Raw genomic sequence first — 12,146 nt, forward strand, 5'->3', positions numbered from 1 at the left:
CCCCTGCTGCTCCAGCGCGTACTTATACAGCGCGTTCTTCTTCACGCCGTGGATTTCTGCCGTCAGCGCTGCCGCTTTTTTTAGCGGCAGCTCGGTCTGTAAGAGTGCGAGAGTGCGCAAAGCATCGGCAGGCAGGTCATCTTCCTGCGCCTTGTGCCCCTCCACAATCAGTACCATCTCGCCTTTGCGCCGGTTCTCATCTTCTTTCACCCACGCCAGCAGTTCACCTACCGGTGCGCCGTGGATCGTCTCCCAGGTTTTGGTCAGCTCGCGCGCCAGCACCACATAACGGGATTCGCCCCACACTGCGACCATATCTTCCAGACTGTCTAACAGGCGATGGGTGGATTCATAGAAAATCAGCGTGCGCGGTTCGGTTTCAATAGCTTTCAACGCGTCACGGCGTCCCTTTGATTTCGCTGGTAAAAAACCTTCATAGCAGAAGCGGTCGGACGGCAAACCCGCCGCGCTTAACGCGGCAATCGCCGCACAGGGGCCCGGCAACGGCACCACACGGATGCCTTGCTCACGACAGGTACGCACCAGGTGATAACCCGGATCGTTGATCAGCGGCGTCCCGGCATCAGAAACCAGCGCGATGTTCTGCCCCTCTTTCAACTTCGCTACCAGCGTTTCTGCTTTTTGCTGTTCGTTATGATCGTGAAGGGCGAACAGTCGGGCATTAATCGCAAAATGCTGCAATAATAATCCGGTATGACGAGTATCTTCCGCGGCAATTAAATCAACGGCTTGTAACACTTCGAGCGCACGTTGGGTAATATCAGACAAATTCCCGATTGGAGTAGGTACAATAAAGAGTTGGCCGCGAGAATTCTCCGCCGATTCGTGTTGTGTCATTGTGTCGTCCGTATTGCCGATTTAATATTGAGCATTGCGTATAAAAAATATCACTGGATACAGTATGGTACCCTTAACATTCTCTCGTTTAAAAGCCGCGCGCTGTCTGCCCATCGTTCTGGCAGCCCTGATTTTCGTCGGCTGTGGCACCCAGGCGCCCGATCAGAGCACTGCCCATATGCAGGGCACAGCGCAAGCTGATTCCGGCTTTTATCTGCAACAGATGCAGCAAAGCGCAAATGATAGCAAGACCAACTGGCAATTACTCGCCATTCGTGCACTGCTTAAAGAAGGCAAAAGCCAGCAGGCTATCGAACTGTTTAATCAGTTGCCGCAGGATCTGAATGATTCCCAGCGCCGGGAACAGTCGCTGTTAGCCGTTGAAATCAAACTGGCACAGAAAGATTTTACCGGCGCGCAGTCGCTGCTGGAAAAGCTTACCCCGTCTGATTTCGAGCAAAATCAACAGGCTCGTTACTGGCAGGCGCAGATTGACGCCAGCCAGGACCGTCCGTCACTCTCACTGCTGCGCGCCTTGATTGCTCAGGAACCGCTGCTTGGCGAGAAGGATAAGCAGAAAAACATCGACGCCACCTGGCAGGCGCTGTCGTCAATGACGCCGGAGCAGGCCCAGGCTCTGGTGATCAACGCCGATGAAAACGTATTGCAGGGCTGGCTGGATCTGCAACGCGTCTGGTTTGATAACCGCAGCGATCCAGACATGATGAAAGCAGGTATTGCCGACTGGCAAAAACGCTATCCGCAGAATCCAGGCGCAAAAATGCTGCCAACCCAACTGGTTAACGTACAGAGCTTTAAGCCCGCGTCCACCAGCAAAATCGCCCTGTTGCTGCCGCTAAATGGTCAGGCTGCGGTGTTTGGTCGCACCATTCAACAAGGCTTTGAAGCCGCCAAAAATCTCGGTACGCAACCGGTCGATACGCAGCCCACCGCGCAACCGACTCCGGTTGCGGCCACAACGCCAGCAGACCCGCAGCCGCAGCTGACAGATGGCGTCGCCAGCCCTTCTCAGGCGTCAGTGAGTGATTTGACGGACGAACAGCAGGCCGATCAGCCTGCTCCGGTCAGCGCGCCGCAGGCTACGTCGGCGCAGCCAGCCACCGCAAGCGCGGCGGCAAATCCTTCCGCAGAACTGAAAATTTATGATACCAGCGCCCAACCGCTCGATCAGATCCTGGCGCAGGTTCAGCAGGATGGCGCGAGCATCGTGGTCGGTCCGCTGCTGAAAAACAATGTCGACGAACTGGTCAAAAGCAACACCCCGCTGAACGTACTGGCGCTTAACCAGCCGGAATCGGTACAGAGTCGGGCAAACATCTGTTACTTCGCTCTCTCACCGGAAGATGAAGCGCGTGATGCCGCGCGCCATATTCATGAACAGGGTAAACAGTCGCCGCTGCTACTGATCCCGCGTAGCGCGCTTGGCGATCGTGTTGCTAACGCCTTTGCCCAGGAGTGGCAAAAACTGGGAGGCGGTACGGTGCTGCAGCAGAAATTTGGCTCAACGGCGGAACTGCGTATGGGCGTTAACGGCGGTTCCGGCATTGCCTTAACCGGTAGCCCTGTTGCCGCGAGCACGCCGTCTCAACCTGGCGTCACTATTGGCAATTTAACCATCCCGGCCCCACCAACGGATGCGCAAATCAGCGGTAACGGAGGTCGCGTGGACGCCGTCTATATTCTGGCAACCCCGAATGAGATAGCCTTCATCAAGCCGATGATCGCCATGCGCAACGGTAGCCAGAGCGGTGCAACGCTTTACGCCAGCTCACGCAGCGCGCAAGGGAATGCCGGCCCAGACTTCCGTCTGGAAATGGATGGCCTGCAGTACAGCGAGATCCCAATGCTGGCAGGCGCGAACCCGTCGCTGATGCAGCAGGCACTCGGTGCCGTGCATAACGACTATTCGCTGGCGCGCATGTATGCAATGGGCGTCGATGCCTGGTCGCTGGCCAACCATTTCTCCCAGATGCGTCAGGTGCAGGGTTTTGAAATTAATGGGAATACCGGCGCGCTGACCGCCAGTCAGGACTGTGTGATTAACAGGAAGTTATCATGGCTCCAGTACCAGCAAGGGCAGATCGTCCCCGCCAGTTAACGAGCAAGCAGACTGGTGACGCGTGGGAAACCACCGCGCGTCGCTGGCTTGAGCGCAAGGGACTGCATTTTATCGCCGCCAACGTGCGTGAACGCGGCGGCGAAATTGATCTGATTATGCGTGATGGCAAGACAACCGTCTTTATTGAGGTCCGCTACCGACGCTCTGCGGCATTCGGTGGCGCCGCTGCCAGTGTGACGCACAGCAAGCAACGCAAAGTATTACAGGCCGCCCGTTTGTGGCTCGCGCGCCACAATGGGAGTTTTGATACTGTGGATTGCCGGTTCGATGTGTTAGCCTTCACCGGAAATGACGTTGAGTGGTTGAGAAATGCCTTTACCGACTGCTCATAATTGAAGATTCAGAGCAGACCCATTGGGCATATATTGTTGCAGCCAGTCTGGACACGGACAGCGCGGAACCACCGGCGCGTACATGTCGTACGTGAAGAGTGGGAGCACCGCCCAGGTCCAAATGGCAAATAAAATAGCCTGATGGATTAGCTCTTAAGGATTAGCGTGTTAGACAGAATCAAAGTCTGCTTTACCGAAAGCATTCAAACGCAAATTGCCGCGGCAGAAGCCCTCCCGGATGCTATCTCTCGTGCCGCCATGACGCTGGTTCATTCACTGCTCAATGGCAACAAAATTCTCTGTTGTGGTAATGGGACATCCGCTGCCAACGCACAGCATTTTGCTGCCAGCATGATCAACCGTTTTGAAACAGAACGTCCTAGTTTACCTGCGATTGCACTAAATACGGATAATGTGGTCTTAACAGCGATTGCCAACGACCGCCTGCATGACGAAGTGTATGCAAAACAGGTTCGGGCGTTGGGTCATGCGGGTGATGTCTTACTGGCCATCTCGACGCGCGGTAACAGCCGCGATATCGTGAAGGCCGTGGAAGCAGCGGTCACGCGAGACATGACGATTGTGGCATTGACCGGATATGACGGGGGTGAACTGGCTGGACTGTTAGGGCCACAGGATGTTGAGATCCGCATCCCTTCGCATCACAGCGCACGCATTCAGGAAATGCATATGCTGACGGTAAACTGCCTGTGCGATCTGATCGATAACACGCTTTTCCCCCACCAGGATGATTAAGGAGTACACATGAAGGCTTTATCGCCAATCGCAGTCCTTATTTCTGCTCTGTTGTTGCAAGGTTGTGTGGCCGCCGCTGTTGTCGGAACCGCCGCCGTTGGTACCAAAGCAGCAACAGATCCACGTAGCGTAGGCACTCAGGTGGACGATGGAACCCTGGAACTGCGCGTCAACAGTGCGCTGTCGAAAGATGCACAGATCAAGAAAGAAACGCGAATTAACGTGACGGCTTATCAAGGTAAAGTGTTGCTGGTCGGCCAGTCGCCGAATAGCGAGCTCTCCTCACGCGCCAAACAGATTGCCATGGGCGTCGATGGTACCACCGAAGTCTATAACGAGATCCGTCAGGGTGAGCCGATTGGTATGGGCACCGCCTCAAACGACACCTGGATCACCACCAAAGTACGCTCTCAGTTACTGACCAGCGACCAGGTTAAATCTTCCAACGTGAAGGTGACAACCGAAAACGGTGAAGTGTTCCTGTTAGGCCTGGTGACCGAACGTGAAGCCAAAGCCGCGGCGGATATCGCCAGCCGGGTCAGCGGCGTGAAGCGCGTCACCACGGCGTTTACGTTTATCAAGTAAGTCGTTGTGTGCCGGATGACAGCGTAAGCGCCTTATCCGGCCTACAGAATGTACGACCGTAGGCCGGGCAAGCGAAGCGCCCCCGGCATTCCTGTTTTATATCAACGCAATACTTCCCACCATCACACCCGAAATCGCCGCCAGCGCACCGGTCAGCCACAGCGCTTTTGCCGGAAACGCTTTACGTAGCATGATCAGCGACGGCAGGCTGACGGCGGGTAATGTCATCAGCAGTGCCAGCGCAGGCGCAGTTCCCATTCCTGCCAGCATCATGGTCTGCACAATCGGGATTTCTGCGGCAGTTGGGATCACAAACAGACAACCGGCTACCGCCAGCGCAATCACCCACAGCAGGCTGTTATCAATAGCGCCATCGGCATGAGGGAACAGCCAGACGCGCGCCGCACCCAGTACCAACACTGCCAGAATATAGACCGGGATGGTGCTCCAGAACAGCATCCATAGCGCTTTACCCCAGCGAACAAAGAACCCGCCCTGCTCGTCCGGCTGCGTGATTTCCACCGGCAATTCAGTCTGTGGAGGCTCTTTCACCCATTTTTGTACCAGCGTCGCCACTACCAGCACCATCGCCAGTCCAGCGACCAGACGGATCGCCGCGAAATGCCAGCCGAGGACAAAGCCCATAAACACCAGCGTCGCCGGGTTTAACAACGGGTTCCCCATCCAGAATGCCAGCGCACCGCCCATCGAAACCTGCTGGCGACGCATCCCCGCCGCCACCGGTGCAGCACAACAGGTACACATCATGCCGGGCAGAGAGAAAAGCGTACCGAACAGCGTGCCGCGAAAACGTGCCTGTCCAAGCGTGCGTAACAGCCAGTCACGCGGGATCAGAACCTGAATCAGCGAACCGAGGATCACCCCCAATACCGCTGCCTTCCAGACCGCAATGAAATAGACCATCGCATAGTCCCAGGCTGCCTGCCAGGGGTTCGCATCGGCCTGCGCCAGAATAGATTTTCCGATACTGTGTGTTTCTGCGGCGGTGAAGGCTTTACCGTAGTAAGGCTGCCATTTCACATACCAGAGACCAACAATGACGACGAGAAAGAAAAGAGCGGGTTTCCACCATTGAAACGGTGTTGCCGCCTGAGACGAAGACTGACCAGCCATAGCATTCCCCAGGGAGTGTTAGATAATTTTGCCGGTGAATACTACGCCTTTGGGAAATGTTTGGAAATGCTATATTGACGCCGCCTTTTCCCGCAGTTGAGACGATGTCAGAATTGTTACCCCGTCATGTTCAGGCGCCAGCGCTTCCGCCAGCATCGCGCGCGCCACGTCCCGCGCCTCAATCGATTTCCAGTTGCCCGGCAGCAACCGGAACAACGGTGCAAACAGGGTTTCGTTCATCCGCTGCTTTGACCGATCGCCGAGCAGCATCGACGGACGCGCAATCGTCAGCGTTGGCCAATCTTGCGCAATCAGTGCCTCCTCCATTTCCCCTTTTACGCGGTTATAGAAAAACGGCGAATGGGCATTGGCCCCCATCGAACTCACCACCAGCATATGCTGCGCCCCCAGGCGGAGACCGGTCAACGCGGTGTCGACCACCAGCGTATAGTCGGCATGGATAAACGCCTCTTTACTGCCCGCTTCACGGCGGGTCGTGCCCAGGCAGCAAAAAACAATATCGACAGGATCGGTGACCTGCGCCAGCGCATCGGTCAGTTGCGGATCGTGGGGATTATAGACGCCAGGCATATCCGCCAGCGGACGTCGCGTTGGCGCGGCAATGGAATGGATCTTCGGTTCATTAAGCAACATCCGCAATAAATGTCCGCCAACCAACCCGGTCGCCCCGGTAATCAGTACTTGACTCATCCTCACTCCTTTCCAGAATTGTCCGCCTTGCACCCTCAGCCCTATCGACCAGGCTTAGTAGTTCACAAGGTAATTATCCATCATCAGGGAAAAATTGCCTTATCCAATGCAGATCCAGCGGAGGAAGCATGAGTAAGAAGATTGCCGTTTTAATCACTGACGAGTTTGAGGACTCAGAATTCACCTCACCCGCAGCAGAGTTTCGTCAGGCCGGGCATGAGGTTATTACGATTGAAAAACAGGCAGGTAAAACCGTAAAAGGGAAAAAAGGCGAAGCCAGCGTCACGATTGATAAAGCGATTGATGAAGTGCGTCCGGCCGATTTCGATGCATTGCTGTTACCTGGCGGCCATTCACCGGATTACCTTCGCGGTGATGACCGTTTCGTCACCTTTACGCGCGATTTCGTGAACACGGGTAAACCGGTCTTCGCCATCTGTCACGGACCACAGTTGCTGATCAGTGCCGATGTGATTCGCGGGCGTAAACTGACCGCCGTTAAACCGATCATTATCGACGTGAAAAACGCCGGTGCAGAATTTTACGATCAGGAAGTGGTGGTAGATAAAGACCAACTGGTGACCAGTCGTACCCCTGACGATCTGCCGGCGTTCAATCGCGAAGCATTACGCATCCTCGGTGCCTGACTGACGTAACCACACTAATTTTTTGCCAAAACCCAGGGTGTTGTCGGTGAACTTGAGTTCATCCACGCGGATTTCCCATACCGGCGCGGACAGCATTCTGGCAACCGGGAAGCGGCGAAGATAGGCCTGTCGTGCCGCGTCGCTTTCTTCCCCGGTCAGTTGACGAATCTCGCCTTTAAACTGCACGCCGCGAATCAATGCGACCGTTTTCGGTTGACCATTTACCGTTCCGGCAACGGGCGCTCGCGGTCCGGACATCTGCGCATGACGCGTTTTCTCTTCCGTCAGCACATAAAAAACGACCTTTTTGGCGTCGAAAAGGTAAAACGCATTTGCACACCACAGTTCACCTTCGCGATGCACGCACCAGGTCACAACGTGTTGTTTCGCCAGCCAACGACTGATCGCAGTGAGTGTTTCCATCTCGGTTCTCTTTTATACTGGATGACAGAAACGTAACACGCCGAAGGCCACGATGACACCCTGGTATCTTTATCTGATCCGCACCGCCGACAATGCCCTGTATACCGGGATCACGACCGACGTGGCACGCCGCTACCAGCAGCATCAATGTGGTAAAGGCGCGAAAGCGCTACGGGGGAAAGGGGAACTGACGCTGGCATTTTCCGCGCCGGTTGGCGACCGTTCACTGGCGCTACGCGCAGAATACCGGGTCAAACGCCTCACCAAGCGGCAGAAAGAGCGACTTGTCGCAGAAGGCGAAGGGTTTGCAGCATTACTGAATGACCTGCAAACCCCGACGCTTAAAAACGATTAAAGTGATCGTGATACTCGACCAGTCCCGTGACGCCGCTTAGTGCATCATCCGCTAAGCGATGCACCTGGAACGCACTTTCCGTGCCTGGCCAGCGGCAATGCAGATCGTGGTGGGCCGCCAGTTCGAAACCAAAACGGCTGTACAGTGCCGGATCGCCCAGGGTGACCACGGCGGCATAGCCAAATTCATTGAGTGAATCCAGTCCTTCATAAACCAGTTGGCGGGCCAGACCTTGTCCACGATAGTTTTCGTCTACCGCCAGCGGTGCCATACCAACCCACTGCAGATCTTCGCCCTGCACGTCGACGGGGCTGAATGCCACATAACCCACCACCTGACCTTCATCGTCGGTGGCGACCAGACCGAGCGTCAGAAAACCATCTTCACGTAGGTCGTGAACCAGTTTCGCTTCCGCATCGCTTTCGAATGAACGACGCAGCAGGGCATCAATGCCGGGGGCGTCAATGGGAATTTCTACTCGAATCAGCATGGTTCACCTACCGATGTTTGTTTGGTTTCTGGCGAGTATTTCATGCCCGCCTCAACAAAATCCGCCAGTTGCAGCAGCATAACACGCAACGCTTTGGGCATCTGCTCCAGGTCAATGGCATCCATCAGGTTTTTCACATACAACCCTAACTCCGTATCCCCTTCGATCACCAGACGGCGCTGGAAGAAGAGCGTATCCGGATCCTGCTTACGTGCGGCGATCATCAACAGATCGCTGGCATCAGCGCTAAAACTCACGTCGGCTTGCGCATCCTCGCAGACGATCAGTTTGTCATTCTCGACCGAGGTATACCACTTCAGGCCGATATCGCGAACCGTAATGCTTAACCAACGGCCTTCCAGGAATTCCAGTTCACCGTCTGCCAGGGCCTGGCGAAACTGCCAGCTCAGGACCTGTTGCAGAACCTGGCGTTGCAGTGCAAAGGGCGTCAGTTTAACTGGCACACTCATCAGAGACGGACCGAAATGTACTAAGCGTGAACGCAGCTTATCTAACACGAGCTTTACTCCCTGTTTCAATTATCCTGCTATTTTGCCATATCAGATAAACGACATAGCGGCGTAAATCAACAATTGCGTACGAAATCTCTACCTCTTTATTACTGATATCAATACGACTTTAACTGCCTTAAATCAAAAATTGTCGCAGCAAGGTTAACTAAAATCCTTGTTCGTTAACAATTATGCGTCCCAGGCGGCGCAATCTTCAGGATAAATTATGGAGCTGCTCTGCCCTGCCGGAAATCTCCCGGCGCTTAAGGCGGCCATCGAAAACGGCGCTGATGCTGTTTATATCGGGCTTAAAGATGATACCAACGCCCGCCACTTCGCCGGCCTTAACTTTACCGAGAAGAAATTGCAGGAAGCGGTGAGTTTTGTCCATCAACACCGCCGCAAATTGCACATCGCCATTAACACCTTTGCGCATCCAGATGGTTATGCCCGCTGGCAGCGCGCGGTGGATATGGCCGCGCAACTGGGTGCGGATGCGCTGATCCTTGCCGATCTCGCGATGCTTGAGTATGCCGCAGTTCGTTATCCGCATATTGAGCGCCATGTCTCTGTTCAGGCTTCGGCAACAAATGAAGAAGCGATCAACTTTTATCACCGCAATTTTGACGTTGCCCGCGTCGTCCTGCCACGCGTGCTCTCGATTCATCAGGTGAAACAGCTTGCCCGCGTGACGCCGGTGCCGCTGGAAGTTTTTGCTTTCGGCAGTTTATGCATTATGGCGGAAGGTCGCTGTTATCTCTCGTCCTGGTTAACCGGTGAATCTCCTAATACAGTAGGCGCCTGTTCCCCTGCCCGCTTTGTACGCTGGCAGCAGACACCACAGGGGCTGGAATCTCGTCTGAATGAAGTGTTGATCGACCGCTATCAGGATGGGGAAAACGCCGGTTATCCGACGCTGTGTAAAGGGCGTTACCTGGTTGACGGTGAGCGTTACCACGCACTGGAAGAACCAACCAGCCTGAACACGCTGGAACTGCTGCCGGAACTACTGGCGGCGAATATTGCCTCGGTGAAAATCGAAGGCCGTCAGCGCAGCCCGGCCTATGTCAGCCAGGTCGCGAAAGTGTGGCGTCAGGCGATCGACCGCTGTGTGGCCGACCCGCAAAACTATACGCCGCAAGCAGCCTGGATGGAGACGCTCGGCGCGATGTCCGAAGGCACTCAGACGACGCTTGGCGCGTATCACCGTAAATGGCAGTGAGAAAAGCAATGAAATATTCCTTAGGGCCGGTGCTTTACTACTGGCCGAAAGAGACGCTGGAAGACTTTTATCAGCAGGCCGCTGCCAGCAGCGCGGATGTTATCTATCTCGGTGAAGCGGTGTGCAGCAAACGCCGCGCCACGAAAGTCGGCGACTGGCTGGATATGGCGAAGTCGCTCGCCGGTAGCGGTAAGCAGGTGGTACTTTCAACGCTGGCGCTGGTACAAGCCTCTTCTGAGCTGAATGAGCTGAAGCGTTATGTCGAAAACGGCGACTTTTTGCTGGAGGCCAGCGATCTTGGCGTGGTGAATATGTGCGCCGACCGCAAACTCCCGTTTGTCGCCGGACACGCGCTGAACTGCTACAACGCGGTCACGCTGCGCCTGCTGCTCAAACACGGAATGGTGCGCTGGTGCATGCCGGTAGAACTGTCCCGCGACTGGCTGGTGAACCTGCTCAATCAGTGTGATGAACTGGGGATTCGCCAGCAGTTTGAAGTGGAAGTCCTGAGCTACGGGCATCTGCCGCTGGCTTACTCCGCTCGCTGTTTTACCGCTCGTTCGGAAGACCGGCCGAAAGATGAATGCGAAACCTGCTGCATCAAGTACCCGAATGGCCGCGACGTGCTCTCCCAGGAGAATCAACAGGTGTTCGTCCTCAATGGCATTCAGACCATGAGCGGCTATATCTACAATCTGGGGAACGAACTGACGTCAATGCAGGGACTGGTGGATATTGTGCGTCTGTCACCGCTGGGAACCGAGACATTCGCGATGCTTGACGCCTTCCGCGCCAACGAAACGGGGCACGCGCCGTTGCCGCTTACCGCGCACAGCGACTGCAATGGCTACTGGAAACGGCTGGCGGGTCTCGAACTGCAGTCCTGATAAATAGCTCACTTTGTTAACAACATTAACTAATCTTTAATGCAGTATGAAAAGATTAACTGGTAACAAAGTGAGCCGTTATGACTGACAAAACCATTCCTTTCTCGGTGCTGGATCTGGCACCGATTCCTGACGGATCTTCAGCAAAAGAGGCGTTCTCGCACTCGCTGGATCTCGCCCGCCTCGCGGAAAAACGAGGCTACCACCGCTACTGGCTGGCGGAACACCACAACATGATCGGTATCGCCAGTGCAGCAACGTCGGTACTGATCGGCTATCTGGCCGCCAACACCCGGACTTTGCACCTCGGTTCCGGCGGCGTCATGCTTCCCAATCACTCACCGCTGGTCATTGCCGAGCAGTTCGGTACGTTGAATACGCTCTATCCGGGACGCATTGATCTCGGCCTGGGCCGCGCGCCGGGCAGCGACCAGCCGACAATGCGAGCCCTGCGTCGCCATATGGGCGGCGATATCGATAACTTCCCTCGCGACGTCGCTGAGCTGGTGGACTGGTTTGACGCACGCGATCCAAATCCGCAGGTGCGCCCGGTGCCTGGCTACGGCGAGAAGATCCCGGTCTGGCTGTTAGGTTCCAGCCTCTATAGCGCGCAGTTAGCCGCACAGCTTGGCCTGCCGTTCGCTTTTGCCTCCCACTTCGCACCGGATATGCTGTTCCAGGCGCTGCATCTGTACCGCACGCAGTTCCGGCCATCCGCGCGGCTGGAAAAACCGTATGCAATGGTGTGCATCAACATCATTGCCGCCGACAGTAACCGTGATGCAGAGTATCTTTTCACCTCGATGCAGCAGGCTTTCGTCAAGTTGCGGCGTGGCGAAACGGGCCAACTCCCGGCGCCGATTCAAAATATGGATCAGTTCTGGTCGTCGTCAGAACAGTATGGTGTGCAACAGGCGCTGAGCATGTCGCTGGTGGGTGATAAAACGAAAGTACGCCACGGACTGGAGTCTATTCTGCGTGAAACCCAGGCGGACGAGATCATGGTTAACGGGCAGATTTTTGACCATCAGGCGCGTCTGCACTCGTTTGATCTGGCGATGGATGTGAAAGAAGAGTTAGTGGGGTAGTTTTTG

The 12,146-nt window shown here is 55.3% G+C and carries 15 protein-coding genes; 9 read left to right on the forward strand and 6 right to left on the reverse strand.

Annotated features, from left to right (window positions below):
- A partial coding sequence (gene rsmI, locus JTI98_RS02195) for a 16S rRNA (cytidine(1402)-2'-O)-methyltransferase (protein ID WP_044327325.1) occupies positions 1-858 on the reverse strand: 858 nt, incomplete at its 3' end.
- Between the two features lie 64 nt (positions 859-922).
- On the opposite strand from rsmI, the gene JTI98_RS02200 reads away from it, so the two are divergent.
- The 4 genes from JTI98_RS02200 to dolP all read left to right on the forward strand — a co-directional run bounded on the left by JTI98_RS02200 (position 923) and on the right by dolP (position 4,671).
- Entirely contained in the window at positions 923-2,977 is a 2,055-nt protein-coding gene (locus tag JTI98_RS02200) for a penicillin-binding protein activator (protein WP_216081885.1), read from the forward strand.
- Positions 2,935-3,330: a YraN family protein gene (locus tag JTI98_RS02205; protein ID WP_044263617.1), complete on the forward strand. Its 396-nt coding sequence runs from the start codon at positions 2,935-2,937 to the stop codon at positions 3,328-3,330. Before JTI98_RS02200 ends, JTI98_RS02205 begins: the two co-directional genes overlap by 43 nt.
- A gap of 165 nt (positions 3,331-3,495) precedes the next feature.
- Entirely contained in the window at positions 3,496-4,086 is a 591-nt protein-coding gene (gene diaA / locus JTI98_RS02210) for a DnaA initiator-associating protein DiaA (RefSeq protein ID WP_023246631.1), read from the forward strand.
- A 9-nt stretch (positions 4,087-4,095) separates the two neighbouring features.
- On the forward strand, positions 4,096-4,671 hold the full coding sequence (gene dolP / locus JTI98_RS02215; RefSeq protein ID WP_042998268.1) for a division/outer membrane stress-associated lipid-binding lipoprotein: 576 nt from the start codon (positions 4,096-4,098) through the stop codon (positions 4,669-4,671).
- Between the two features lie 96 nt (positions 4,672-4,767).
- Here the strand turns inward: dolP and JTI98_RS02220 are convergent, their stop codons facing one another.
- Both JTI98_RS02220 and JTI98_RS02225 read right to left on the reverse strand, forming a co-directional pair.
- Entirely contained in the window at positions 4,768-5,805 is a 1,038-nt protein-coding gene (locus tag JTI98_RS02220; RefSeq protein WP_216081886.1) for a permease, read from the reverse strand.
- A gap of 69 nt (positions 5,806-5,874) precedes the next feature.
- Complete coding sequence (locus JTI98_RS02225; protein ID WP_044255906.1) at positions 5,875-6,516, reverse strand: NAD(P)H-binding protein; 642 nt, start codon at positions 6,514-6,516, stop codon at positions 5,875-5,877.
- A 128-nt stretch (positions 6,517-6,644) separates the two neighbouring features.
- On the opposite strand from JTI98_RS02225, the gene yhbO reads away from it, so the two are divergent.
- On the forward strand, positions 6,645-7,163 hold the full coding sequence (gene yhbO / locus JTI98_RS02230; protein WP_042325142.1) for a protein/nucleic acid deglycase: 519 nt from the start codon (positions 6,645-6,647) through the stop codon (positions 7,161-7,163).
- On the opposite strand, the gene JTI98_RS02235 is transcribed toward yhbO, so the two are convergent.
- Positions 7,143-7,586 carry a YhbP family protein gene (locus JTI98_RS02235; protein WP_058587524.1) on the reverse strand — a complete coding sequence of 148 codons (444 nt, stop codon included), beginning with the start codon at positions 7,584-7,586 and terminating at the stop codon, positions 7,143-7,145. The genes yhbO and JTI98_RS02235 overlap by 21 nt on opposite strands.
- 52 nt (positions 7,587-7,638) lie before the next feature.
- Here JTI98_RS02235 and JTI98_RS02240 point away from each other — a divergent pair, with 52 nt between their 5' ends.
- Positions 7,639-7,941, forward strand: a complete 303-nt coding sequence (locus JTI98_RS02240; protein ID WP_044263627.1) for a GIY-YIG nuclease family protein — start codon at positions 7,639-7,641, stop codon at positions 7,939-7,941.
- Here JTI98_RS02240 and JTI98_RS02245 read toward each other — a convergent pair.
- Together JTI98_RS02245 and JTI98_RS02250 are read right to left on the reverse strand one after the other, a co-directional pair.
- Positions 7,928-8,431: a GNAT family N-acetyltransferase gene (locus JTI98_RS02245; protein WP_042998273.1), complete on the reverse strand. Its 504-nt coding sequence runs from the start codon at positions 8,429-8,431 to the stop codon at positions 7,928-7,930. The genes JTI98_RS02240 and JTI98_RS02245 overlap by 14 nt on opposite strands.
- Complete coding sequence (locus JTI98_RS02250; protein WP_042998274.1) at positions 8,425-8,949, reverse strand: SCP2 domain-containing protein; 525 nt, start codon at positions 8,947-8,949, stop codon at positions 8,425-8,427. Before JTI98_RS02250 ends, JTI98_RS02245 begins: the two co-directional genes overlap by 7 nt.
- A gap of 220 nt (positions 8,950-9,169) precedes the next feature.
- Here JTI98_RS02250 and JTI98_RS02255 point away from each other — a divergent pair, with 220 nt between their 5' ends.
- The 3 genes from JTI98_RS02255 (at position 9,170) to JTI98_RS02265 (ending at position 12,140) form a co-directional block, all read left to right on the forward strand.
- A complete protein-coding gene (locus JTI98_RS02255) occupies positions 9,170-10,165 on the forward strand; it encodes a peptidase U32 family protein (protein ID WP_042998275.1) in 996 nt (331 codons plus the stop codon).
- On the forward strand, positions 10,156-11,052 hold the full coding sequence (locus tag JTI98_RS02260; RefSeq protein ID WP_044328770.1) for a U32 family peptidase: 897 nt from the start codon (positions 10,156-10,158) through the stop codon (positions 11,050-11,052). Before JTI98_RS02255 ends, JTI98_RS02260 begins: the two co-directional genes overlap by 10 nt.
- A gap of 80 nt (positions 11,053-11,132) precedes the next feature.
- Complete coding sequence (locus JTI98_RS02265; protein WP_216081887.1) at positions 11,133-12,140, forward strand: luciferase-like monooxygenase; 1,008 nt, start codon at positions 11,133-11,135, stop codon at positions 12,138-12,140.
- The last annotated feature ends 6 nt before the right edge of the window (positions 12,141-12,146 follow it).

Origin of the sequence: Citrobacter sp. MGH 55 (assembly GCF_016906145.1) — a bacterium.
Taxonomy (GTDB): domain Bacteria; phylum Pseudomonadota; class Gammaproteobacteria; order Enterobacterales; family Enterobacteriaceae; genus Citrobacter_A; species Citrobacter_A amalonaticus.